At 64.4% G+C, this 24,568-nt stretch carries 21 protein-coding genes; 9 read left to right on the forward strand and 12 right to left on the reverse strand.

Features of this window, described 5'->3' with window-relative positions:
* Positions 1–92: 92 nt before the first annotated feature.
* Positions 93–1,202, reverse strand: a complete 1,110-nt coding sequence (locus tag C5N93_RS19785; RefSeq protein WP_242560596.1) for an adenosine deaminase — start codon at positions 1,200–1,202, stop codon at positions 93–95.
* Positions 1,203–1,315: 113 nt separating this feature from the next.
* Positions 1,316–2,695, reverse strand: a complete 1,380-nt coding sequence (locus C5N93_RS19790; protein WP_242560597.1) for an NCS2 family permease — start codon at positions 2,693–2,695, stop codon at positions 1,316–1,318.
* Between the two features lie 237 nt (positions 2,696–2,932).
* On the opposite strand from C5N93_RS19790, the gene C5N93_RS19795 reads away from it, so the two are divergent.
* Positions 2,933–3,976: a LysR family transcriptional regulator gene (locus C5N93_RS19795; RefSeq protein ID WP_242560598.1), complete on the forward strand. Its 1,044-nt coding sequence runs from the start codon at positions 2,933–2,935 to the stop codon at positions 3,974–3,976.
* 148 nt (positions 3,977–4,124) lie between these two features.
* Here the strand turns inward: C5N93_RS19795 and C5N93_RS19800 are convergent, their stop codons facing one another.
* Together C5N93_RS19800 and C5N93_RS19805 are read right to left on the reverse strand one after the other, a co-directional pair.
* On the reverse strand, positions 4,125–5,114 hold the full coding sequence (locus C5N93_RS19800) for a nucleoside hydrolase (protein ID WP_150721087.1): 990 nt from the start codon (positions 5,112–5,114) through the stop codon (positions 4,125–4,127).
* 258 nt (positions 5,115–5,372) lie between these two features.
* The gene (locus tag C5N93_RS19805) at positions 5,373–6,503 is read right to left on the reverse strand and encodes a porin (protein ID WP_242560599.1); all 1,131 of its coding nucleotides are present in this window, start codon (positions 6,501–6,503) and stop codon (positions 5,373–5,375) included.
* 454 nt (positions 6,504–6,957) lie between these two features.
* Between C5N93_RS19805 and C5N93_RS19810 the strand changes: the two genes are divergently transcribed.
* Positions 6,958–7,761 (forward strand): hypothetical protein, encoded by an 804-nt coding sequence (locus C5N93_RS19810; protein ID WP_242560600.1) that lies wholly within the window; start codon positions 6,958–6,960, stop codon positions 7,759–7,761.
* Between the two features lie 64 nt (positions 7,762–7,825).
* On the opposite strand, the gene C5N93_RS19815 is transcribed toward C5N93_RS19810, so the two are convergent.
* On the reverse strand, positions 7,826–9,112 hold the full coding sequence (locus C5N93_RS19815; protein WP_277990379.1) for a DUF445 family protein: 1,287 nt from the start codon (positions 9,110–9,112) through the stop codon (positions 7,826–7,828).
* Positions 9,113–9,428: 316 nt separating this feature from the next.
* On the opposite strand from C5N93_RS19815, the gene C5N93_RS19820 reads away from it, so the two are divergent.
* The gene (locus C5N93_RS19820; protein WP_242560601.1) at positions 9,429–10,106 is read left to right on the forward strand and encodes a hypothetical protein; all 678 of its coding nucleotides are present in this window, start codon (positions 9,429–9,431) and stop codon (positions 10,104–10,106) included.
* An 85-nt stretch (positions 10,107–10,191) separates the two neighbouring features.
* Here the strand turns inward: C5N93_RS19820 and C5N93_RS19825 are convergent, their stop codons facing one another.
* Positions 10,192–12,372 (reverse strand): malate synthase G, encoded by a 2,181-nt coding sequence (locus C5N93_RS19825; RefSeq protein ID WP_242560602.1) that lies wholly within the window; start codon positions 12,370–12,372, stop codon positions 10,192–10,194.
* 442 nt (positions 12,373–12,814) lie between these two features.
* Here C5N93_RS19825 and pepE point away from each other — a divergent pair, with 442 nt between their 5' ends.
* The gene (gene pepE, locus C5N93_RS19830; RefSeq protein ID WP_242560603.1) at positions 12,815–13,528 is read left to right on the forward strand and encodes a dipeptidase PepE; all 714 of its coding nucleotides are present in this window, start codon (positions 12,815–12,817) and stop codon (positions 13,526–13,528) included.
* Positions 13,529–13,764: 236 nt separating this feature from the next.
* Complete coding sequence (locus C5N93_RS19835; protein ID WP_242560604.1) at positions 13,765–14,682, forward strand: DMT family transporter; 918 nt, start codon at positions 13,765–13,767, stop codon at positions 14,680–14,682.
* Positions 14,683–14,797: 115 nt separating this feature from the next.
* Here C5N93_RS19835 and C5N93_RS19840 read toward each other — a convergent pair whose 3' ends face one another.
* The gene (locus tag C5N93_RS19840; RefSeq protein WP_069340517.1) at positions 14,798–15,220 is read right to left on the reverse strand and encodes a hypothetical protein; all 423 of its coding nucleotides are present in this window, start codon (positions 15,218–15,220) and stop codon (positions 14,798–14,800) included.
* A gap of 182 nt (positions 15,221–15,402) precedes the next feature.
* Here C5N93_RS19840 and C5N93_RS19845 point away from each other — a divergent pair, with 182 nt between their 5' ends.
* Positions 15,403–15,729, forward strand: coding sequence for a DUF2288 domain-containing protein (locus C5N93_RS19845; protein ID WP_242560924.1), 327 nt, complete (start codon positions 15,403–15,405; stop codon positions 15,727–15,729).
* 114 nt (positions 15,730–15,843) lie between these two features.
* On the opposite strand, the gene C5N93_RS19850 is transcribed toward C5N93_RS19845, so the two are convergent.
* On the reverse strand, positions 15,844–16,227 hold the full coding sequence (locus tag C5N93_RS19850; protein ID WP_039394469.1) for a hypothetical protein: 384 nt from the start codon (positions 16,225–16,227) through the stop codon (positions 15,844–15,846).
* Between the two features lie 68 nt (positions 16,228–16,295).
* Complete coding sequence (locus tag C5N93_RS19855) at positions 16,296–17,201, reverse strand: LysR family transcriptional regulator (protein ID WP_242560605.1); 906 nt, start codon at positions 17,199–17,201, stop codon at positions 16,296–16,298.
* Between the two features lie 325 nt (positions 17,202–17,526).
* Between C5N93_RS19855 and C5N93_RS19860 the strand changes: the two genes are divergently transcribed.
* On the forward strand, positions 17,527–18,906 hold the full coding sequence (locus C5N93_RS19860) for an MFS transporter (protein WP_242560606.1): 1,380 nt from the start codon (positions 17,527–17,529) through the stop codon (positions 18,904–18,906).
* 42 nt (positions 18,907–18,948) lie between these two features.
* Here C5N93_RS19860 and C5N93_RS19865 read toward each other — a convergent pair whose 3' ends face one another.
* Positions 18,949–19,860: a LysR family transcriptional regulator gene (locus tag C5N93_RS19865; protein WP_242560607.1), complete on the reverse strand. Its 912-nt coding sequence runs from the start codon at positions 19,858–19,860 to the stop codon at positions 18,949–18,951.
* A 213-nt stretch (positions 19,861–20,073) separates the two neighbouring features.
* On the opposite strand from C5N93_RS19865, the gene C5N93_RS19870 reads away from it, so the two are divergent.
* Positions 20,074–21,267 carry an MFS transporter gene (locus C5N93_RS19870; protein ID WP_242560608.1) on the forward strand — a complete coding sequence of 398 codons (1,194 nt, stop codon included), beginning with the start codon at positions 20,074–20,076 and terminating at the stop codon, positions 21,265–21,267.
* 51 nt (positions 21,268–21,318) lie between these two features.
* Here C5N93_RS19870 and C5N93_RS19875 read toward each other — a convergent pair whose 3' ends face one another.
* Positions 21,319–22,170, reverse strand: coding sequence for a TOBE domain-containing protein (locus C5N93_RS19875; RefSeq protein ID WP_242560609.1), 852 nt, complete (start codon positions 22,168–22,170; stop codon positions 21,319–21,321).
* 230 nt (positions 22,171–22,400) lie between these two features.
* Here C5N93_RS19875 and C5N93_RS19880 point away from each other — a divergent pair, with 230 nt between their 5' ends.
* Positions 22,401–22,700, forward strand: a complete 300-nt coding sequence (locus C5N93_RS19880) for a hypothetical protein (protein WP_069340523.1) — start codon at positions 22,401–22,403, stop codon at positions 22,698–22,700.
* A 96-nt stretch (positions 22,701–22,796) separates the two neighbouring features.
* On the opposite strand, the gene C5N93_RS19885 is transcribed toward C5N93_RS19880, so the two are convergent.
* The gene (locus tag C5N93_RS19885; RefSeq protein WP_242560610.1) at positions 22,797–24,416 is read right to left on the reverse strand and encodes an EAL domain-containing protein; all 1,620 of its coding nucleotides are present in this window, start codon (positions 24,414–24,416) and stop codon (positions 22,797–22,799) included.
* Positions 24,417–24,568: the final 152 nt, after the last annotated feature.

The following is a 24,568-nucleotide window of genomic DNA, read 5'->3' on the forward strand; positions in this document are numbered from 1 at the left end:
CTGTGGAATTCACGCAAATCGTGTCGAAAAAAAAGCCGCCCGAAGGCGGCTGAAGGTCGGGTGAGACCAAGGAAAAGCGGTTGGCGGCGGTGTCAGGCCGCGAGCGAATCGTTGAGCACGTTGCGTGCCGCGTCGAAGTCCGCTGCGAAACGGCCACGCCAGTCCTGACGTGTGCTGTCGTCGATCCACGCGCCGTCGAGCCCGTTGTGCATGAAGCCGCGCAGGTCGTCGAGCGAGAAGCCGAAGTGGCTGTACATCAATTCCCACGCCTGCGCCGGATTGACCTTGTGCAGCGTCGGATCGTCGGTGTTCGGATGCACCTTCAGGCCAAGGCCGGGCATGCGCCGGATCGGGTGATCTTCGGCCCAGCGCTCCGGGGTCAGCGTGCGCAGGTAGTACGAATTCGTCGGCACGATCGTGAAGACGATGCCGCGCTCGGCACACTCGCGCGCGAAATCCGGCGCGTCGACGATGGTGTAGCCATGGTCGATACGATCGCACTTGAGCAGCTCCACGGCCGTCTCGACGTTCGTCCAGGGCGTGCCGAATTCGCCGGCATGCACCGTCGTCTTGAAGCCGGCGAGACGCGCGTTGCGATAGGCCTTCCAGAAGAGTTCCGGCGGCCGGTCGTTCTCGCGATAGTCGATGCCGATACCGATCACTTCGTCGGCGCGATGCGTACGCATCCACTCGACCATTTCGACGGCTTCGCGGGCATCGGCTTCGCGGTCGATGCTCGGGACAAGACGGCCGACGATGCCGTGATCGCGTTCGGCGTCGCGAATCGCCGCGACGATGCCGTCTTGCGCGCTCGCGTAGGGAATGCCGGACGTGCGCACGGTGCCGGTCGGGTTCCAGAAGAACTCGCTGTAGCGCACGTTATGCGCGGCGGCGTCCGCCAGATACTCGTAGGTGATGCGGTGCAGATCGTCCGGCGACGTCAGCAGATACTCGTCGAGCGCGCGCAACACGCGCAGCACGCCGATGGGCTTTTCGCCACGGGTGTAAAAGGCGTCGATCTCGGCGCGTTCGAGCGGCGCGTTCGACTTCTCGGCGAGTGCCACGAACGTGTCGTGACGCACCGCGCCCAGCAAATGGCAATGCAGTTCGACTTTCGGCATCGCATGGAAGAACGTGCGATGCGCCTCCTGAATCTGCACGCCGGTGCGTGCGGCGGGCACGTGGCCCGGTGTCTCTGTCATAACGTCTGATGTTGTTGATGGCATCGGTGAAGCGGGGACGTCGGTGCGGGATCGGGTCTTCGACGCTCGTGCGCGGTCCGTCGTCCCTTGATCCGGCAATGTCCGGCAGTCGGTCAGTGACGCCCCACGACCGTCCAGAAGTAATACGCCAGCGGCAGCGCCAGCACGTACAGGCCCCACGGCAGTTCCTTGAAACGGCCCATGAGCGCCTTGACCAGCACGTAACACAGCAGACCGCCCGCGATACCGGTGCCGAAGCTGTTCGAGAGCAACGTGAGCAGGACCATCGCGAGCACCGGGAAGGCATCGCTGAAGTCGTCGAACGGCACATGGCGGATCGTGCTGAACATCGACAGGCCGATCAGGATCAGCGCGGGGGCCGTGGCTTCCTTCGGAATGGCAAGCGCCACCGGCACGAAGAAGCACACCAGCGCGAACATCACGGCGGCGGCCACCGACGTCAGGCCGGTGCGGCCACCCGCTTCCACGCCCGCTGCCGACTCGACCAGCGCGGTCAGGGCGGGAATGCCCAGCAACGCGCCGCCCGTTGCCGCGATGGAATCGACGAGGAACGGACGGTTGATGTTCTCCATGTTGCCGTGCTCGTCGAGCAGACCGGCCTTGCCGCCGACGGCGAGCGTCGTGCCGAGCGTGGAGAAGAATTCCGCTGCGAAGAACGCGAACAGATACGGCAGCGCCGAGATCGTCAGGGCGCTCTTGAGATCGAGCTGGAACGCCACCGGTGCGATGCTGTGCGGCAGCGAGATGAACGATTCGGGCACCTTCGTGACACCGAGCGGCACGCCGGCGAGTGCGGCGATCAGGATCGACCAGAGGATCGCGCCCGGCACCTTGCGGCCTTGCAGCAGCACGGCGGCGCCCAGGCCGATCAGTGCGACGATCGTGCCCGGCTTGCTGAAGTCGCCCAGCGCGAAGGCATTCGTCTTGGCGTTGGCGATGACCATCCCGGCGTTGCGCACGCCGAGCACCGCGATGAACAGCCCGATGGAGGCGCCGAGGCCGAGCTTGATGGCCGTCGGAATCAGACGCGCCACCACACTGCGCGCACCGATCACGGTCAGCAGCAGGAACAGCACGCCCGAGAGGAACGCGATGGCGATGCCCGTCTGCCAGGCCACGTGTTCGGTCGCGGCGAGTGTGACGCCCACGATGACCGAGCCGCCGATGCCGGGGCCGACGACGAACGGCAGGTTCGCGTAGAAGCCCATGAGCAGGGAGAACAGCACGAACACCAGCATGACAGCCGTGGTGGCCGCGCCACGGTCCATGCCGCCCGTGGCGAGCAGCGACGGGATGACGACCATCAGGTAGGCGGCGGCGAGGAACGTGGTGATGCCGGCGAGCACTTCCGTGCGCACGCTGGAGCCGCGACGGCCGATGGCGAAGCGGCGTTCCAGCCAGCCACCCGAAGGCGCTGCCTGCGTTGCGGGGGCCGCGTGTGCCGTGTTGCGCTCAGGAGAAGAGGTCTGCATAAGCCAAGGATAGAAGGTCTTTGCGTGGCACTTTACGTGCGCCCGACTATAAATAAAAAATGAAATTACTTATGATTCGATAATTCGAATCTATTCTTCACGGCGTGCATGGATTTCCGGGCGATCCGGTCGCTTGCGGTGCCGCGATACTGTTGTCCTGCCGTCACGTTGCGCGCCCTGCACGCGCCGAAACGGCAGACGACGATACAACCCGAGACGCAACTTCAGGAGCGCGCCATGGCCACTTCGTCCCGTCGTACCGAGAACGCTGCGGCCAAGGCCGGTGCGACGTCTGCCGCCAAGGCTGCGGAGGCGCCCGTCGCTTCGGCCGCCGCCCCGGCGCAGCCAGTGCCGCCGCCGATCGCTCCCCTGCCCGCGCTGACGCTGCGTCAGGTCCAGTACTTCGTGGCGCTCGCCCACTCGCGCAGCTTCACGCAGGCGGCGCAGGCGCTCTCGGTCACGCAACCGGCACTCACCGCCGCCATTCGCCAGATCGAGTTCCTGCTGGGCGGACGCCTGTTCGAGCGCTCCGCGCACCGCCTGACGCTGACCGATGCCGGCACGACCATCCTGCCGCTCGCGGAACGTCTGCTCAACGCGGCACGCGGCACGTTCGACGACATGACGAGCACCTTCACGCTGCAAGCGCAGACGGTGCGCATCGGCTTCATTCCGTCCGTCGCCGCCCGGTTGCTGCCGGTGCTCGGCAGCCTGCGCGAGGCGCATCCGAACGTGCGGTTCGCACTCTCCGACTTGCCCAACAGCGAACTGGTCGCGGCGCTCGCCCGAGGCGAAATCGACCTCGGCGTCGGGATTCGCGACGAGGCCGACGAAGCCGGTCATGCCGCCAATACCGAAGGCTTTCGCTGCGACGATCTGTTCGACGACGAAATCGTGCTCGTCGCCCGGCATGACGATCCGCTCGCCTCGGCGGGGGCCGTCAACTGGGCCCAACTGACGGAGCGGGATCTCGCCGTGTTCGTGCGCGGCAACGTCAGCGATTCGCTGCAACGCACGGGCGGCTCGCAAAATCTGCGGCTCGAACCGAAGTACCGCATGGAGTACACCGAGCCGCTTTACGCACTGGTGCGCAGCGGCCTCGCGCTCGCGATCCTGCCCCGGCTCTACACGCTGCATCTGCACGATCCGGCGCTCGTCGCGCTCGACGTCATCGCCCCTCGCGTGACCCGCACCGTGGCGCTGATGTCGCTCGTCGGCAAGGAGCGCGGCCCGCAGGTGAGCGCTTGCCGGGACTGGATCGCGACGCATCTCGCGACGTGATGTCTTCTCCGGCGAGGTCAATCGTTCGCTGCCGCTCGCGGTTGCCCGCAGCGCTAACGTCCCTGCCCGTCATGCAAAACGCGGTGGCCGTTGCCGACCACCGCGTTGTCCGTCCTTGATACGCTGCCCCGCGTGTCGCTGCGCGTGATTACGGCAGACGTGCGATGCGTTCCAGCAGCATGTCGTAGAAGCGGTCGGCGTCGATGTCGGTGAGCCACATCGCGTTCGCTGCGCGCTTCGTGCGGCCGTTCCAGTCCACCACCGTCTCGCCCAGCGTGAGCTGGCCCGTCGTCTCCACGGCCACGTTCACACGGCGGCCGCCGTACATCGTCGGATCGAGCAGATACCCGATGGTGCACGGGTCGTACATCGGCGCTTCTTCCACACCACGGCGACGCTTCTGATACGCCACTTCCGCCGCGAGAATGTCGGCGACGATGGGGCCGCAGCGGTTCTTCAGCGCGCGGAACGGCACGATGCGCTCCGGCGTGATGAGCGCCTTCAGGCTGACGTCGCGCGGCACCACGGTCACGGGCACGCCCGCGCCGAGCACGATGCTCGCGGCTTCAGGGTCCACGAAGATGTTGAACTCGGCGGCCGGCGTGTAGTTGCCACGCTCGAACCAGGCGCCGCCCATCACCACGATCTCGCGAATGGCCTTGGCGCCCTCGGGGGCAGCCGTCAACGCGGTGGCGATGTTGGTGAGCGGACCGATGCCCACGAGCGTGATGCTGCCCGGCGCGGCGGCGCGCAGCGTGTCGATGAGATACGTCACGGCGTGCGGCTTTTCCAGCGGGCCGCGCGGCTCGTGCAGTTCCACGCCGTCCAGTCCCGAGCGTCCCATGACGTTCGCGGCCGTGACCAGATCGCGCATGAGGGGCTTCGGGCAGCCGGCGTAGACCGGCAGCGCACGGGTCTTGTCGGCCCAGTCGCGCACGATACGGGCGTTGCGCTCGGTGAGGGCGAGCGGCACGTTGCCGCCGACGACGGTGAGCGCCTTGAGGTCGATCTGCTCGCGTGCGCCGAGGGCGAAGAGGATGGCGATGGCGTCGTCCTGACCCGGGTCGCAGTCGATGATGACGGTACGGCGCGGCGAGCCTTCTGCGCTGAGCGGCGACGCGCCTTCGGTCGACGTCATCTTCGCCAGCGCCGTGCCGGCGCCGGTCGCGCCGAGTGTGGCGAAGGATGCCGCGAGCGACGTGCGCAGGAAGCTGCGACGGCTGCGATGGCGAGCGTCGTCGTGATCGAGCGTAGCGGCGAGGTCGGGCGTGAGGTTCGGTTCGTTCATTGTCGTCATGGGGTCGAACTGATCGTCTTGCGGGTGGAGACGTCGCAGGGCTTACCCGCGACGTGTCGTTGCGTATCGTTGGCTATCGTTGGTTGTCGTCTGCCGCTATCAGAACGTGTGACGCATGCCGAGCGTCACGGCCATCTGGCGCTTGGTGCTCGATGCGGCGTAGCCGAACAGTTGCGCATATTTTGCGTCACCGGCGGCTTGCTGGGCGTTCAGCGTGAGGGCGACGTCCGTGCGCTTGGACAGCCAGTAGTCGGCTTGCAGGTTGACCTGATGCCATTGCGGACGCGTGTTGATCACGTCGTACTTGCCTGCCGTGAAGCCGTACGCGGCCCCCAGCACGAGCGCCGGCGTGATGTTGTAGTTCAGCGTCAGGTTGTAGTTCTGGAGATGCAGGTGCGAGTTGTCGAGGTACGTGTAGTTCACGTCCGAGAACATGGCGCCGATAAGCGCCGGGCCCCAGCGGTAGAAGCCGCCCGTGGCGAAGATGCGTTGCTGGCTCGCGAAGACGTTGGCACGCGTGGCGCTCTTCGAGAAGATCAGCAGCGGGCTGGCGTAATCGTTGGCGATGGCGCCGTCGTTGTTGGTGCCGCTGAACGGGTTGTTGTATTGCGCGTAGGCGGCGTTCCAGTCGAAGTTGCCGTACTTGTAGCCGAGGCCGAAGCTGTAGGCGTTGTTGTTGCGGAAACCGGTGGCGGAGTTCGAGAAGCCGTACTGCGCCGTGCCGTGGAAGCCGCCGACGGTCGGGCTGACCCACTTCACCGAGTTCTGCATACGGATGTCGTTGTATCCGTTGTCGTTGTCGCCGATGTTCACGCCGTTGCTCGAAATGATGATCGGGCCGACGTAATCGTGAATGGTGTCGTACTGACGACCCAGCGTGAAGGTACCCCACGTCTTGTTCGTCAGGCCGACGAACGACTGGCGACCGAAGGCGCGGCCGTTCTGGGCGCCCGTGCCGTTCATGATGTTGAAGCCGGCTTCGAGCGTGAAGATGGCCTTGTTGCCGTTACCGAGGTCTTCCGAACCACGGAAACCCCAACGCGGATTCTGGTTGGTGCCCGAGAGTGCCTGCCACGTCTTGCTGCCGCCCTGATTACTCACGTAACCCACGCCGCCCGAGATCAGGCCGTAAATCGTGACGTTGCTCTGTGCGTGTGCGGCGCTCGCGCCGAGTCCCATTGCTGCGGCAAAGCCGGCAAGGCCCAGACGGGCCAGAATCGTGGTCTTCATGAGGTGTGGCTTTCTCTAAGGTCTGTCCGCGCGCTTGCGAGAGTTGGCGCGGTTCGGACCGAACTATAGGGAAGGGGCTTGTATAAATATAATTTTGATTTTTTATATATCGATAAATTGAATCGATATAAGCGCGCAGGCCGCATGGAGACTGGGGGGATGCCCCAATGCAGGGTGATGTCTTGAGCGTTGCGTGTGGCCGACAGTGGGCTGAGCCGGCCGGTGTGACATGAGCGAACACGGGGACACCGTCTTGCCCCGCTTGGCACTCACCTTTGCCAGCGAGCGTTGCATGAGCGAATTCTGCAAAGCGCCAGCCGAATCATTTCCTATGTTTGTACCGTCACGCACGATGAAACGCGTCGCCTATCTAGCGGGGGCGGCATGTCGATTCCTCATGTTGAAAGCGCTGGAATATCGCTTCCCTCCTCCCCATCCCGTCAGGAGAACTTCAATGGAAATTGGTCAAGTCAGCTACACCGCGAGCGTGAGGGCCGAGGCCGCTCCTTCGTCGGCGGATCTCGTCCGAACGGATAACGAATTGAATGATCGGTTGCTGAACGTTCTCTTGTTCGGACCTTCCGTGGCGGTCGTGGGTGAATGGCCGCAGGCCCATGGATACACCCGATGGAATCTGATCCATACCATGCGTGACGATTTTTTAAGACTCCGGGACCAGCGCGGGACTTTCACGATCGCGGCGAATCCGACCGGCGACGGCATCGGCCGCGAGGCGCTCAGGGTCGCAAGGGAGCTGGGCATCGGAACGCTAGCGGTCTATGAGAGTGCCGATCCTCGGCCGCAAACACCATGCTGGGATCAGGAGATTGTCATAGCGAGCGCGGAGGCTGGCGCGCCGACGCAAACGCCGGAAGGTAAGCGCGACGTATTTGGCACGATGCAGGCATTGCACCCCAGTTCGGGGGCGCTGCTGTCATACGGGGGTGGAGATGCCATGACTTCCGTTGCCGAGGCGTGGCATGGCGATCATTCCGTGTTCGTCGAGACGAAATTCATGGCGCCGGACAAACGAGACGCGTTGGTGGAGCAATTCTTGCAGTACACGCATATCCAGACGATGGCGCATGCGCATGTCAACGGATATCAGGGCGAGCACACCTCGACAGATCCGAAATGCTTCTACGACACGGCGCCTGACATCACGTCCCACTTTCCTCAGAACGACGCTCGCTGGTTGGGAAAGATCGGCGATTTTCTTGGGGACGGCGCCAGGAACAAATGGCGAAAGATGAGTTAAGGGAACGTGGCTGTACGGCGCCAGTGTGGCCATGGCGTGCAGAAGACAGCGGGCGCCGCTATTGCTAACCGGCGCGCGCAAGCAACACCGGCGCCTGCGCCACCAGATACAGCACGGCGCCGATCAATCCGCCCACGAGCGTGCCGTTGATGCGGATGTATTGCAGGTCCTGTCCCACGCTGAGTCGAATCTGCCGTGACAGATGTTCCGCGTTCCAGCCATGCACCGTTGCGCGGATATGTTCCGTCACGAAGTCGGCGAAACCCGGGGCCATGCGCTCGGCCGCATCTCGGAGTTGCGCGTCGAGCGCCTTTCGTAACGACTCGCTGCGTGCGAGTTCCTGCCCGATCCACGCCGCCGCGCCCGTGATCTTCGCGCCGATCACCGAGTCGTCGCGTGCCAGATCCCGCTTCACCCAACTGCGCCATTCGTTCCACAGGCCGCCCACGTAGGCGTTCAGCGCGGTGTCGCCTTTCAACTGCGTCTTGAAGCCGTCGAGCTTCGCCTGAAATTCGGCATCGTGCTTCAGTCGCTCGATCAGCCCCGCCACCGCGCGATCGAAGGCCTGACGCAACTGGTGCGACTCGTCCGCCTCCATCTGCGCGAGCAGGCGCGTGACTGCCGCCGAGATCATGTCGGAGCCCTTGTTGCCGATCCATTCCGAGGGCAACACCTTTTCCTTCTTCGGATGATCGGCCTTGAGCCATTCGACGATGCGCGCCGAGATGAACTCGCGCGTCTGTGGCTCGTTGAGCAACTCGACGAGATAGTCGAGCGTCTCGTCGAGCAGGGCCTGATGGCGTCCATCGCGCGTGAGCGTGTCAAGAATCGCTGCGGCGGACTGCGACAGATCGAGCCGGTCGATCATTGTGTCGAGTGCGCGGCGAATGAAGGCCTGCACGTTGCGCTCGTCCATCACGTCGAGCACACCGCTCGTGACCTTCACGAGCACGGCGCTCAACTGACGCGTGTTCTCGTACGACCCGAGCCAGCGCGTGAGGGCGTCCGCCGGATTCTGCTGTTCGATGAGACGCACCACCGACGGCGTATCGAGAAACTTCTCGCGCACGAAGCGGGCGAGGCCGTCGCCGAGGGCGTCTTTCTTGCGGATGAGGATGTTCGTGTGCCGCGAGAGGCCGGGGATCGGAATGCGCCGGAACAGCGCTTCGACGGCGAACCAGTCCGCGAGCCCGCCGACCATGGCCGCTTCGGCCGCCGCGCGAATCCATCCGGTGAGGAAGTGCACCGGCATGAAGAGCGTGGCGATGAAGATCGCCAGCGCGACGAGAAGCAACGAGAGTGCGCGCCGTTCGGCGCGTTGCAGGGCGATGGCGGGATCGATGGCATCCATGCGCAGCCGGCTCCTCACAAAAACGAAGACGCCTGACAGGTTACCCGGTCAGGCGAGCGGTGATAAGTCCCGACGAGACGCGTTCGGCTCGCCGACCATCGATCGCTTTCGTCCCCAGGCGTTGGGCGAATACGGGCACGGCGCGGAGCCATTATTGAAAGGCCTTGCAATGCGTACGCGCTCACACTGGGCCCGCGCGATGACCGTGATCGCTCTTGTCCAACGCCTTCGCGCACCGGGCGGTCTCGTCAACTGACACCTGTCGTGTCGGGCTGCCTTCTGGATGACCTTCGTAACTCTTGAAAGGAGTCGCCTTATGGATCCCATCGGTCAACAAACGGTATCGCCGCCTTTGACGTTGTCGTCACCGGCGCCAGCGGGTCGGAAAACCGACGCTGATTACGAACGCGAATTCATTCGCATGCTCTGCGGTACGCATCTCATTGTCGTTCAGGGCTTTCACTGGAACTCGTACGCAGATACTCAAGGATTGAAGCAGTCGATGCGACGGGAGTTGGAAGCGCAGCGCGATAGCCAGCATGGGCAGCAGATCGTCGTTGTCAGCCGGGGGACCACCGAGAATATCGGCGTGGTCTACGACATCGCCAGAGATCTCGGGATGAGCACGGGATGTATCGTTGCGGAAGACGATGAGTTCAACTCACCGTGTCATCACACCTTTGTGGTCGATACGAGGGACGGCGAATGGAGCCGCGACAAATACGCGCGCAAGCTGGTCATGCCGCAGTCGGGCAAAAACCTCTTTCTCTACGCGCTGGAGATCGCCAATCGCCCCGGTGGCTGCGGAGGCAGCCTGTTGTGTTTCGGTGCGGACTCGGGGGTCTCCCTTCTGGCGGGCGACGTCAAGAATGCCGGGTATGAGGTCAAAATCTTCAAAGATCACCCGCCGGCGGACGCCGACGAACGCAGATTCTACGAGCGCACGGTCGATACCATGCGGCAGCAGGGGTTCGAGGTGATTGACGGCCGATAAAAAACGCCCGGCGGTGGAGAGCCGCCGGGCGCCGTGTTCCATGCGCCGATCCTGCCGTGCTGCATGGCGGGATCGGCTTCGTCCATCAACCGCGTTGCTTCGCCTTCAGTTCCAGACGGTACTTATGCAGCAGCGGTTCGGTGTAGCCATTCGGTTGCGTCAGCCCTTCGAACACCAGTGCGCTGGCGGCCTTGAATGCCAGCGAGGTCTCGAAGTTCGGCGCCATCGGCACGTAATGCTTGTCACCGGCGTTCTGCTTGTCGACCACGGCGGCCATGCGCTTCATCGTCTCTTCGACCTGTTCGCGCGTGATCACGCCGTGGCGCAGCCAGTTCGCCAGATGCTGGCTCGAAATACGCAGCGTGGCGCGGTCTTCCATCAGGCCGATGTCGTTGATGTCCGGCACCTTCGAGCAGCCCACGCCCTGATCGATCCAGCGCACGACGTAACCCAGAATGCCCTGCGCGTTGTTTTCGATTTCCTTGCGGATATCGTCGGCGCTCCATTCGGCCTTCGCCACGACCGGCACCGTCAGCAGACCGGCGAGCAGCGCATCGCGCTCCTTCGCGTAATCGATCTTTTCGAGTTCCTGCTGAACGGCCTGCACGTCGACAACGTGATAGTGCAGCGCGTGCAGGGTGGCGGCGGTCGGCGACGGCACCCATGCGGTGTTCGCGCCAGCCTTCGGATGCGCGATCTTTTGTTCCAGCATCGCGTGCATCAGGTCCGGCATGGCCCACATGCCCTTGCCGATCTGCGCGCGGCCACGCAGGCCCGCGGCGAGACCCACGAGCACGTTGCTCTTCTCGTAAGCCGTGATCCAGGCGGAGGACTTCATGTCGCCCTTGCGCATCATCGGACCGGCTTCCATCGCGGTGTGCATTTCGTCGCCCGTGCGGTCGAGGAAGCCCGTGTTGATGAACGCCACGCGCGCGGCGGCCGCTGCGATACAGGCCGAGAGGTTGACGCTGGTGCGGCGTTCCTCGTCCATGATGCCCATCTTGAGCGTGTTACGCGGCAGGGCGTACAGGTCTTCGATACGGCCGAACAGTTCGTCGGCGAAGGCCACTTCGGCCGGGCCGTGCATCTTCGGCTTGACGATGTAGATCGAGCCCGTGCGCGAATTCAGACGATGCTTGCGGTCGTGCAGCGAGGCGAGCACCGTGACCACGCCATCGAGAATGCCTTCCGGAATCTCACGGCCTTCGCGGTCGGTGATCGCCGGGTTGGTCATCAGGTGACCGACGTTGCGAATGAACAGCAGCGAGCGGCCATGCAGCTTCACGGGCTTGCCGTCGGCGCCGGTGTATTCGCGATCGGCGTTCAGACGGCGCGTGAAGGTCTTGCCGCCCTTGGCGACTTCTTCCGTCAGCGTGCCTTGCATCAGGCCCAGCCAGTTGCGGTACAGCTCGACCTTGTCGTCGGCGTCGACGGCCGCGACCGAGTCTTCGCAGTCGATGATGGTCGTGACGGCGGCTTCGACGAGCACGTCCTTGATATGGGCGGCGTCGGTCTTGCCGATCGGATGGCTGGCGTCGAACTGAATTTCGAAATGCAGGCCGTTGTGCTTGAGCAGCACGGCTGTGGGCGCGGCGGCGTCGCCCTGGAAGCCGACGAACAGGGCCGGCGTGGCGAGACCCGTCTTGCCGTTGGTCGTCGTGACGACGAGCTTGCCGTTCTCGACGCTGTAGCCGGTGGCGTCCTTATGCGAGCCTTCTGCCAGCGGTGCGGCCTGATCGAGGAAACCGCGCGCGAAGGCGATCACGAGTTCGCCGCGCTTCGGGTTGTAGCCGGTGCCCTTCTCTGCACCGCCGGTCTCGGGGATCGCGTCGGTGCCGTAGAGGGCGTCGTACAGGCTGCCCCAGCGCGCGTTGGCGGCATTCAGGGCATAGCGGGCGTTCGACAGGGGCACGACCAGCTGCGGGCCGGCCTGCTCGGCGATTTCGTAATCGACGTCTGCCGTGGTGGCCTTCACGCTGGCCGGTGCGGGCAGGAGGTAGCCGACCTTTTCGAGGAAGGCGCGGTAGGCGGCAGCATCGGCAATCGGGCCCGGGTTGGCGCGGTGCCAGTTGTCGAGTTCGCCTTGCAGACGGTCACGCTCGGCGAGCAGGGCGCGGTTCTTCGGGGCGAGGTCGTGGACGATGGCGTCGAAGCCTTTCCAGAACGCGTCGACATCGACGCCGGTGCCCGGCAGGGCTTCCTTTTCGATGAACGCGATCAGATTGTCTGCGACCGTCAGGCCGCCACGCTGGGAAGTGGAAGTCATGATGCTGTACTCGAGTTTGAAAACCAGGTTGACGCGACTCCGTCTGCCTTCTTGCCGGGTGTCCGACGCATTTCGCGACGGACCGATCGTCAGGAGGACAGACGTTAAGGGGCAGTCTTATATAAGAGTCTGAGTGTAATCCTTCTCCGGTCACTCGGAAACCCGGTATTTCGAGTCCCGGCACCACCGCAGGTTATAGGTGGCATAAGGGTTTGCGTATGACATCGACGCGGCGAGGCTTTGCGCCCGGTCGTCATTTTTTCGTGTGCAGTTGCAGCATTCGGTATGACGTTTCACTTTATGAGAAATGCGGGCGGTCGAATGAGGACGTTTGGGGCTGGCGTGGGCGGGGGGATTTTGTCCGTTCCGGCGACGGGTACACTCGATGCTTTCGCCGAGTGCGCACTCCCCCCAAGACCATCCGCCCAAGGAGGCAAGCGTCGTGAAACAGATCTTGATGATGAGCAGTTCCCGCAAGGGTCAATCGGCCTATCTGGAACATGCCGAGGATCAGGTGAATGCGGTGCTCAAGGGCCGCGCGAAGCGCGTGCTGTTCGTGCCCTATGCGGGCGGCATCACCTTTAGCTTCGACGAGTATGAGTCGCGTGTGAAGCCGTCCTTCGAGCGATTCGGCTACGAGCTGGAGTCCATCCATCGCTACCGGGACGCGCGTGCGGCCGTCGAGCAGGCGGAAGCCGTGGTGATTGGCGGCGGCAATACGTTCGTGCTGCTCGATCGCATGTACAACGCGGGCATTGTGGGATTGCTGCGTGAGCGTCTGAACGCGGGCATGCCGTATGTGGGCTGGAGTGCCGGGGCGAACGTCGTGTGTCCGACCATCCGCACGACCAACGACATGCCGATCGTCGAGCCGCCGACGCTCAAGGCCTTGGGCGTGGTGCCGTTTCAGGTGAACCCGCACTTCATCAGCGGCAAGCCTGCGGGTCACAACGGCGAGTCGCGTGAGGAGCGTCTGGCGGAGTATCTGGCGATCAATCCGGACGAAGGTGTCGTCGCGATTCCCGAGGGCGTGGCGTTACACGTGCATGGCGATAGCGCCACGGTACTCGGCGAGTTCGACGCCCTGCACTTCAAGCGAGGCGGCGCCGTCGACAAGATCGCGACAGGTAGCACGTTCGCGTTGGCATCGATTTAAGTTGTCGTGACGTGACGTGACGTGACGTGGCGTTGTGTGTGACGGATGGCTCCGGGGGGCCGGAGCCTCCGTAAATTCTGAAATCTTCTCGTTCGTGAGGCCATTTCGACACGCGCCTCACCGTCTGCTGGCACAATCCCGACTCGATTTTTGAGCATCGCTTTCCCCCCGAGGCGTCATGCGTATCGACGACGTGACGAGCGATCGCGTCGATGACGATGCGCGTCGGAGGGATCATGGAGTCGCTTTACCCGCGCCGTTGGCTTAACGCAAACCGCTACGCATCGGAGGTTTTCGCGTTGACGGCCGCCGTTCTCAACGGGACGATCGGCGTACTCACGCGAACGGCGTTCGAACAGGGGGCGACGACGGCGTCGGTGGCCTTCTGGAAGTGCTTCGGCGCGCTCGTGCTGGTGTCGGCGTATTGCGCCTGCCGACCTGAACATCGCACCCGCACCGTCAGGCTCGCGTCGCGTTGGCCGCAGCTTGCATGCCTCGCGTTTCTCGGGATCTTTTGTCTTTATTTCTTCGAGACGAAAGCGTTCTCCCAAGCATCGATTCCGCTCGTCTCTTTCCTGACCTATGCCGCTGGCGGCGCAACCGTCGTGCTTGCCGGACGTTATCTCGGCGAGCGACTCACCCGTCGAAAGATCGTTGCGTTCGCAGCGATCGTTGCCGGTGTTGGCATCATGAGCTTTTCCGAGAGCGATGTCAGTGGCACGGCGTCCGGCATCGGACTGGCACTGGCCGGTGGCTGCGGCTACGCCCTGTTCATCTTCTTCTCGAAATGGTTTCGTACCGGTGCGGGCCTGCCGCAACTGGTGTGGCTATTCGGCTTTGGAAGCGTGTTCCTGCTTCTGCCGCTGATTCAGGAGGGCTTCACGGTGCCCGACGGCATGCAATGGGCGACACTCGGTGCGCTTGTCCTGCTGCCGACGATCGGCGGCTTCTACTTCACGACGCGTGCAGTCGAGCGCGGGCAAGCCAGCAAAGTGCAGATCATCGAGACAAGCGATCCGCTGTTCGCCACCGTGTTCGGCTTTTTTCTCTTGGGGGACGGACTTACCTACGCGGGCGCGATTGGTGCGGCATGCATCGCCATCGGACTCCTGACCGCTGTCCGGCAACAAACGAAAACCGCCGCCCGGGGGTGAACCTCGGGCGGCGGTTTTGGTTTGTCCGGGCACGCGTTCGTGACGCGAGGCGCGGCCATCATGCCGCCCTGCTTCATACGGACGACAGCGTGTGGACGTCACCGGTGCCGTGCGATCAGGCGTCGTCGTCGAGCCAGGGCACTTCGACGTCGGTCAGGAAGGCGACCATCGCGAGCGGACGCGCTTCGTGGCGGCCCATCTTGCCGTCGGCACGATGCCACACGACCTGGAACGTCTCGGGATGCTTGTCCGCGATCAGTTGCACGGTGCGCAACTCTTCTTCTTCCGCGTCTTCGATGGGGCCGTCGAACGACAGCACGAGCGCCTGCGGCCACACGCCGTCTTCCGGATCGTAGACCTTGTCGCCGTTCGGCACGTCTACCACCGCCTCGACGCCGATCGTCGCCGACGCCGCCACGATCATCTCGCCAAGGGCACGCAGCAGCGCTGTCGCTCGGGCGGAGTTGATCTGGCGCATGGCGAGATCGCCGCGCGTCAGGGCCTGTTCCAGCTTGGGGTCGGTTTTTTGTTTGGACATGCGGTTCCTCGGTAAAACGTTAGCCACCTCGCGGCGGCCGTGCCATGTCACTGCGACATCGGCCCACACGCGGGGTTCCGATGCTACCACCGTCGCGCTCGCCGGGGGCGCATTACAATGCGGGTTTTTGTTTCGTCCCGAAGCCCGCCGTCATGGATTCTTCCAAACCCTCCGATTCCGCCATGCCCGCCAACACCGATCAAACCGCACAGGCCAGCGACGTCTACCTGCGCCTGCTCGGCGAAACCGCCAAGATCGACTGGAAGGATCTGGAATCGTTCTTCGCGCGCGGTGTCTTGCTGTTCGTCTCGCCCGGCGTCGATCTGGTCTCGGTCGCCGAAGCCGTCGCTAATGACGACAAGACGACCGTCACGCAATGGTTGACGTCCGGCATGGTGCAGCGCATGCAAGCCGAACAAGCCGCCGATTTCGCCGCACGTACGCCGGAATTGTGGGCCGTCGTCGTGGCGCCGTGGGTGCTCGTGCAAGAGCGCGGCATCGTCGCCTGACCCTTCCAGACGAGGCAACCGCAGGCGACGCGCGTCGATTTTCAAGACGCGCGTGATGCCTCGGAGTGATGCCTCGGAGTGATGCGTCCGCGCGGCGCCTCCATCCGTGCCGTTTTACTCGGTGATGCCCGCCTCGACGAGGCGTCGCGTGCAATCCTCCAGCAGATCCTGCGCCACGACCGACGCGTAAGCGTAGTCCGCGTCGAGCGATTCCGTCATTTCATGTGCGGTGTACAGGCCGGCTTCACGAGAGAGCGTACCGGCCAGTTCGCGCGCGAAGTCGTCGCTCAGCGACGAAAGCAGACGCCGCTCGTCGAGCGGCAGTTGCAGCTTCGAGCGCGATAGCCACATCTGCGCCAGCGTCGCCCCCTGCTTGTCCGTCATCCATTGCCCATGCTCGTAGAACGCCGACAAGCGCTCGGCCGTCAGCGCGAACAGCAGCGCGCGGCGGGTGTTGAAATTCAGACGAATCGGTTGATTAGGTGTGGCTTCCGGCATGACGGCACCCGCAATTAGCGGACTTAAAAAGGGGGATGAAATGGGGGATGAGATCAGCGGCAAAGGTATCACGCGAAGAGCCGCAGCAGCGCGTTGCGCGCATGTCGGATCAGGTCGGTTTCGTCGGCGCGCCCCGGTAGCAGGTGGAATTCCGCGCGCGGCAACGGCGGCAGGCCGAGCGACGGCGGGCACACGATCAGATCCGGCGTGAGTGCCGATTCGTTCAGGCACGAGATGCCCAGACCCGCGCCGAGCGCCAACTGCATGCCGGCCACCCCCGCCGCCGAGTGCGAAACGCGATACGCCACCTTGTGCCGCTCCAGCACGTTGACGACGAGCGTTTGCAGCGCACAGGGGCGCGGCAGCGTCACCAGCGGAAGCGGCGCGTCGACCGGCTGGGCCAGTGTCGACGACATGGCCCACACGAGACGCTCGCGTCGCACCAACGTGGGCGATGTGCCCGACGTTGCCGCGTCGCCCATGACATCGTCACCCTGACTCACATCCTCATTGAGCAGACGCAACGCCAGCCCCACGTCGAAATGCTCCCCGGTCAGCGCGGTGCGCTCGATCTGCGAGCTTTGCATCGCGCTGACGTGGAGCCGCAAACGTGGGTAGAGATTCGTGAAGCGCTTGAGCACGCGGCCGACGTCGTGCGGACGGTAGTAGTCGGTGATGGCGATGCGCAACTCGCCGTCGAGCAACACGCCCTGAAGGTCTTCGAACGCCGCTTCGGACAGCGCCGCGATCTGACGCGCATAGCCGACCAGCCGCGTGCCCGCAGGGGTCGGACGCATGCCCTTGCGCGAACGTACCAGCAACGGTTGCCCGGCCCGCTCCTCAAGCTTCTTGAGTTGCTCGCTCACGGTCGACTGGGACAGGTAGACCTGCTCTGCCGCTGCTGAAATGCTGCCGGCATCGTGAATGGCGATAAACGTGCGTAACTGTGTCAGATCGAAGGCGCGGGCATTCATGGAGGCTCTCTGGAAATAGGGCATCGACGCTCAGGCGGGACGCCGGGACAACCGGTGCCGGACATGACATCGGGGACGACCGCGCGGGCGGTGTCATCCTCAACGGATCGTGCGCCGGCCGACGGGCGAAGCGCTGCGATCCATGCCATCCCGAGTTAATCCGGAAAACACGATATAAGTCATCGAATTTTCCCGCTTTTCCGATGGATTGTACCTCCGTACGATGCGGAGCATGGTGTCCCGATCCCATGCATAGGTGTGAAGGGGGATGCCGCTGACTTCCTCCTCCTGAGTCGCGACTTCACCGCCGCGCACCGTGTCACACATGAATGAACGTCTATGTACTGCGCCCGCCGCGTCGGCCAACGCAGCGGCGAACCGCCGTCCCGCGGCTGCGGCCCCGGAAGCTACCCCTCACCCTCCGCACGTCAGTCAGGGCCTCGGACGTAACCATCGCTGGAAGGTGCTCGGCGTGGGCGTCGCGGCCAATGGCAGCTTCGCGGCCGCCATGGGAGGCATTCCCGCTACCGCCGTGCAGATGCGAAGCGATTACGCGCTGGCGACCGGCGATCTCGGCCTCGTGCTGGGCATGATCGGCCTCGGGATCGCCGTCTCCGAACTGCCGTGGGGCATGCTGACCGACCGCTGGGGCGATCGGCGGGTATTGCTCGTCGGATTGCTGGTGACGGCGGCGGCGCTGCTGGGACTCGGGCTGTGGGGTGTGCCGACGGCGCATTTCATCCCGTCGATGCCGACGCTCGCGGCCGGCATGCTGGCCATCGGGGTGCTCGGCGGCAGCGTGAACGGGTCGAGCGGGCGCGCCGTCATGCGCTGGTTCCACGACAGCGAGCGCGGACTGGCGATGAGCGTGCGGCAGTGCGCCGTGCCCATGGGGAGCGGCATCGGCGCGTTGATCCTGCCGGGCACCGCGTTGCACTTTGGCTTCGGCGCGGTGTTCGTCGGACTGGCAGTTGCCTGCGTTGCGGCGGCGGGAATGGCATGGCTGTGGTTGCTCGAACCGCCGGAGGAGCCGCATGAGACGGTACGAGCCGTCGGCACGGCAGCGGGCACATCAGGCACACATCGCGCCGCCAACTACTCGCCCCTGCGCGACGCCCGTCTCCTGAGCACCGCGCTGGGCATGGCCGTGCTGTGCATGCCGCAGGTCGCCGTGGTGACGTTCGGGACGGTGTTTCTCCATGACTTTGCCCACGTGAACGTGCTGACCATCTCGCTCACGCTCGGGGCGGTGCAGACGGGGGCCGCGATCACTCGCGTATGGAGCGGACGCTTCACCGACAAGCGTCGCAATCGTCCCGCCTATCTGCGTGCGTGTACGGTGGCCGTGGGCGTCGTGTTCGCGATGCTGGGGTTGCTCGTGGCGCTGCTCTCGATGCGTCCGGACTGGCTGGCGCACGGCACGCCGTTGATGATCGCGCTGCTGATTGCGGGCGGCGTGGTGGCGTCGGCGTGGCATGGCGTGGCCTTCACGGAGCTGGCGACGCTGGCCGGCGCATCCCGTGCCGGGACGGCGCTGGGCATCGGCAACACCGGCGTCTTCATGACGATGTTCCTCACGCCGCTGTCGATTCCGGTGTTGCTCTCGATTGGCGGCTGGGGGCTCGTGTGGGCGGGTGGTCTGATTTGCGCCGCGCTGGCCTGGCCGCTCTTCGTCTGGTCGCATCGCGAGCGTAAGCCCGCCTGACGGACCTGCCGTTGGCTGCCATCGGCCAACGGCGGCGATGTCTCAACAGGGCAGGTGCACGTTGTCCACGAGGAAATCGAGAAACGCGCGAACGCGCGCGGGCAAGTGACCGCCCTGTCCGACATAGACCGCGTGTACCGGCTCGAGATCGCCGGGGTTGTAGTCTTCGAGCACGGTGACCAGGCGGCCGTCGCGCAGATCGGCGTCGACGTGATAACGCGAATGGCGCGCCACGCCAACGCCCTGAAGCGCGAGCTTGCGCATGGTTTCACCGTCGCTCACGAGCAGATTGCCGGCAGGCGGGTACAACGTGACACCGCCCGCGCCGTCGCGAAACGGCAACCCCTCGATGTGACGCTCGAAATTGAACGCCATGACGTTGTGACGAATCAGGTCCTCGGGGGTTCGCAGCGGTGCGCTACGGCTTAGATAACCGGGCGACGCCACGACGTGCACGCGGCTTTCACCGAGCTTGCGGGCGACGAGCCGTGAGTCGCGCAGCGGTCCGGCGCGCACGGCGACGTCGGCGCGTTGCGAGAGCAGGTCGACGACGGTGTCGGTGAGCGTCAGATCGAGCCGGATCTCAGGGTACTTCGCCAGAAATGCCGGAATGACCGGCAGCAGATAGAGCGTGCCGATGGGTACGCTCGAATTCACCCGCAACAGACCGCGCGGCACCGCCCCGGCAGCGGCTTCACGTTCGGCGGCGTCGATATCCGCCAGCACGCGCAACGCTCGCTCGTGAAACGCGGTGCCCTCCGGGGTGAGTTGCAGGCGTCGCGTGGACCGGTTGAACAGACGCGTGCCCAGACGCGCTTCGAGCCGTGCCACCAGCTTGCTGACCGCCGACGGGGTCATGTGCAACGCCCGCGCTGCGGCAGAAAAGCCGCCCAATTCCACCACACGCGCGAAGACTTCCATGTCGCCTGAGCGGTTGACGTCCTGTCGACCCATCGGAAGGTTCCTCGTCCTCTGTGCGTGAGCGCGTTTACGCCGGTGCTTGCCTCAATTTGTGCTGTGAAGTCACAAATGATTTTCCTTCGCGCAGTCTATTTCATCAATGCGAGGGCGTCTATATTCCGCACATCGGTTCGCTGCCGCCCGTGATGCGCGATGCTTCGCGCGCCGGCGGTGCGGCCATCCCTTATTTCAGACAGGAGTCTTTCCGTGCCCATTGCGCTATACGCTCTCACCGCCGGTGCCTTCGGCATTGGCGTGACGGAGTTCGTCATCATGGGGCTGTTGCTCAACGTCGGCGCCGATTTCGGGGTGTCGATCGCGGCCGCAGGCCTGCTTATTTCGGGCTACGCGCTGGGCGTTGTGGTCGGTGCGCCGGTCATGACGACCGCTACCGCCCGCTGGCCGCGCAAGACCGTGCTGCTCGTGCTGATGGCGATCTTCACCGTCGGTAACGCTGCGTGTGCGCTCGCGCCCAGCTACGGCGCGTTGATGGCGGCACGTGTGCTGACGTCGTTCGCCCACGGCACGTTCTTCGGCGTCGGGTCGGTCGTGGCTACGGGGCTGGTGTCGCGCGAGCGCCGTGCGTCGGCCATCGCCGTCATGTTCACCGGGCTGACCGTCGCCAACATTCTCGGCGTGCCGTTCGGCACATGGCTGGGCCAGCACTTCGGCTGGCGCGCCAGCTTCTGGGCCGTCACGGTCATTGGTGCACTCGCCTTCCTCGTGATCGCCGCGTTCGTGCCGAAGATCGCCGCGCCGAAAGACGCCGGCGACTGGCGTGCCGATTTGCGCGCGCTGGCACGTCGCCCAGTCTTGCTGGGCTTGCTGACCACGGTGCTGGGTTGGGTCGGCGTGTTCGGTGTGTTCACTTACATTGCGCCGCTGCTCACTGAAGTGACGGGCTTTTCCGAAGGCGCAGTCTCGCCGATTCTGCTGATCTTCGGCGGCGGTCTGGTCGTGGGCAATCTGTTGGGCGGGAAGCTGGCCGACCGTCGTGTGGTGCCGACGGTGCTGGGCAGCCTGCTCTCGCTTTCCGTCGTGCTCGGTCTGATGACGTTCGCGCTGCACTCGCACTGGCTGGCCATCGTGTTCGTGGCCCTGCTCGGCGCGACGGCCTTCGCAACAGTGGCGCCGCTGCAACTGTGGGTGATGGAAAAGGCGTCGGGCGCGGGCGAGAGTCTGGCGTCGAGCTTCAATATCGCTGCGTTCAACCTCGGCAATGCCATCGGCGCGTGGCTTGGCGGCTTCGTGATCGACCACGGACCGGGGCTGACGGCGGTGCCGTGGGTCGCGGCGCTGGTGCCGCTCGCCGGGGTGGGCGTGGCGCTGCTCAGTCTGCGTCTGGATCGCCGCGACGCCGCGCGTGCACCGGTGCCGGCCTGCGAGACGCCCGCGATGTAAGCCGTTCGATCGTCTGACGCGACACGGCGTCGGGCGATCTTCCGATGGGTTTCAGGCCATCACGCCGATGATGACGCTGACGGCGGCGAACGCGGCGGTTGCGCCGACACCGACCGTCAGGCCCCGCGCGGTGAGCGTCTCCTGCGGCATGACGGCGGCGAGCCGGGTGCCGCCGGGCAGCGCGAGTATCACTTCGGCCTGCCCCGCGTCGTCGGCAATGGCGTCTACCGTCCCGGACAGACGATTGGCCGTCGGCAGCCCGGCGAGGTCGGCCCCGCGTGCGACCTCGATCCAGGGCGCCTTGATGAGGGCGAACGCCTGTCCGCCCGTCGCCAGCCCGAGCGATTGGGCGCTGTGGTGCGTGAGCGATGCGGTAATCGCTTCGCCGCCGGGCAACGTCAGCGTGACTTCGTCGTTCACGCCGCAGCGCCGGATCCCGGTGATCGTTCCGTGCAATTGGTTGCGCGCACTGGTCTGAAGCCCGAGGCGTGCGATGACCGGCCACTGCTCGTCGAAATGCTCCAGATCGTTGGCCACTCGCGCGAGAAACTGCTGCTGGGCGGCTTCCACGGCCCGAAACGCGGCCACCAGCTTCGCGCCGCGCGCGGTGAGGCGCGTGCCGCCACCGCCGCGTCCGCCCGTGCTGCGTGCGACCAGCGGCTCGCCCGCGAGCTGGTTCATGGCGTCGACGGCATCCCATGCGGCCTTGTAACTCATGCCGGCGGCCTTTGCGGCAGCGGTGATCGACCCATGCGAGGCAATGTGTTCGAGCAACGCGATCCGGGCTTGTCCGCCGAGCGACGACGCACCGCGATGCAGCCACAGCGATCCGCTGACTTGCAGGGCGTCGGTCGTCTCGTTGCGCAAAAAATTATCCGGCGTTGAAGAAGGTTCGGAAACCATAATGATTTTTTCGATCAAACACAGCAGGTGGCCGCATTGTAGAGGGTGGGCGAACCAGTCGGAACGACGGCTGGCCGGGGAACTGTTGCGGCGCACCAACGAAGCGCGCTTCGAACGTCCGTTTGGGGGACGAATGGGGGACGTTTCTCCTCTACATTGAATTTGCCGCATGCCCCCCCAATGCCGGTTCGTATTGCTTCAGGTGCCGAAGTGTTCAGGCCTGACGCGGGATGACCGGGAATGCGACGTTTACCGAAGTGCCTACTCACCTGACACAACAGAAACGGGGTGAAATGATGCGCGTCAGGAATATCAAGGAAACGGTTGACGGGGCTCGATACTATCGTCTGGTTCGCACGCTGCCGAACGGCAAGCGACATCAGATGCAAATCTCTTTCTCCGCGGGTGAAATGCGCTTCAGAAGTTTCGTCGCGCAGCGATTGTGGCTGCTGCGCGCCGAAATGCGAGACAGCACGCGGGCGGCTGCTGCGCCCGCGCCACGCAGCAACATGCCGCAGTTAGTCTTCTGATCCGACTGTGGTATCGCCGGACAAAGCGCCGGGCCGGTGTTTTCACGGGTCTGGCGCTTTCGTCGTGTCTGCATTCCCGGCATCCCCGACATTCCCTTAGCCTGCCTTGCGTGGCGTAAGCGGTGTCACGGGCGATGTCGTCTTAGTCGCCGAGCCGTTCTTCACCGCCGTGAGTCCCGTGCCTGCGTGAGCGATCGCGTATTGCACCAGTTCGTCGAACGCAATCGGACGGGCGAACAGATACCCCTGTGCATAGGTGACGTTACGGGTACGCAGGTAACTCGCCTGCATCTCGTTCTCGACCCCTTCCGCCACGATCGTCATGTCCAGCCGCTCGGCCAGATGGATGATGGAATCGCAGATGTTGCGCGTGACCACGTCGTCTTCCGTCACGGGCAGGAATTCCTTGTCGATCTTCAGATAGTTGAAGTCGTAGCGCTTCAGATACCCGATGGAATTGTTCTCGGCGCCGAAGTCGTCCAGCGCGGTTTCGATGCCGCGTCGCTGAAGCTCGGCCATCACGTTGCGCGCGGCCGCCGTGTCGCGAATCACATACCGCTCGGTGATCTCGGCGACCATCGGATAGGTGTTGTTCAGCGAGCCGTAATAGCGCTCGATATCGTGAAGGATGGTGGTGTCGCGCAGGTGCCGCTCGGCGAGATTGATGCCGATGTGAAAGCCTTGCGGCAGCGCCCCCTTCGCGACGTCGTTGCGAATCTGGCGCAACAGCGAGCGCGTGAGCTCGACGATCAGGCCGTTGTCTTCGGCAATGGGGATGAAGGCGTCCGGGCGCACCAGTCCGGCCACCGGGTGATGCCAGCGCATGAGTGCCTCAGCGCCTGCGCACCGCCCGGAGGCCAGCTCCATGACCGGCTGGTAATACACCTTGAATTCGTTGCGCTTGATGCCGTGCGCGATCTGCCGCTTCATGAACTGCGCCGGGCCGAGGTGACGGAACGTCAGGATCCCCAGCAAGAACGCCACGATGCCGCCGAATGCCAGGAAGATGGGCACCTGCTGCGTCGCCAGCGATTGCATCAGCGACGGACTGCCCGCCAGCGACGTCGTAAAGTGTTCGGACGCCAGCGAGACCTGTGCCCCGCGCGTCGCAATCCCCGCCGATTCCAGGCGTGGTCCTTCCGAGGTGAGCGCGACGTTGCCCACGGTCATGGCCGTCCAGGCCAGATCGCTGCTCTTGACGCTATGCAGCGTCTCGGTGAGATAGATGCCGTCGACAAAGCCGAGCACGCCGTCGGTGGCGGACGTCGGCACATAGAGCGCCAGCGCAGGCGTGTCGCGCACGTAGGGCGTGCCGCTCACGAGCAGCGTGCGCGTACCGGTGAGCATCGGCACGAGATCCGCCGGCAGGGGCATGTTCAGGGCGGCGTCGGTACGAATGACGGACGAGCAATAGAGCTGCCCGCGCGAGACGAGCCAGATGGAGCGGAAGTAGGGACTGAGGGTGCCGGCGGCCTGAAGCGACGTGCTGACCTCGCTGCACGAGCGTCCCACCCAGGGCGTGGCGCCGCGCAACGTGTTTTCGGCTTGGGAGACGATGCGTTCGAGGGCGTCGCGCTGACGCTCCGCTTCCTCCTGAAGGATCGACTGCGACATGTGATAAATGCGCAGCCAGCCCAGAAACAGGACGACAGCCAGCGTGACCGCCACGACAAGTCCGGTCACCAGCCACTGCACGACTCTGGAGTGTTGAATCATGTTTGCTGCCAACCAAGGGAGGAGTGGGGCCCTACGTGTACTGCGGTGCATTGCGATGCACGGCGTGTTGCACGGCACAACTCGTCATTTGACTCTACACGAATCCCTGACGGTGTCCGACCCCCGATAAACCCGCACAACGCCCGGCAGAC

It is taken from the genome of Pandoraea sp. LA3 (assembly GCF_022696215.1).
In the GTDB taxonomy this organism is placed as follows: domain Bacteria; phylum Pseudomonadota; class Gammaproteobacteria; order Burkholderiales; family Burkholderiaceae; genus Pandoraea; species Pandoraea capi.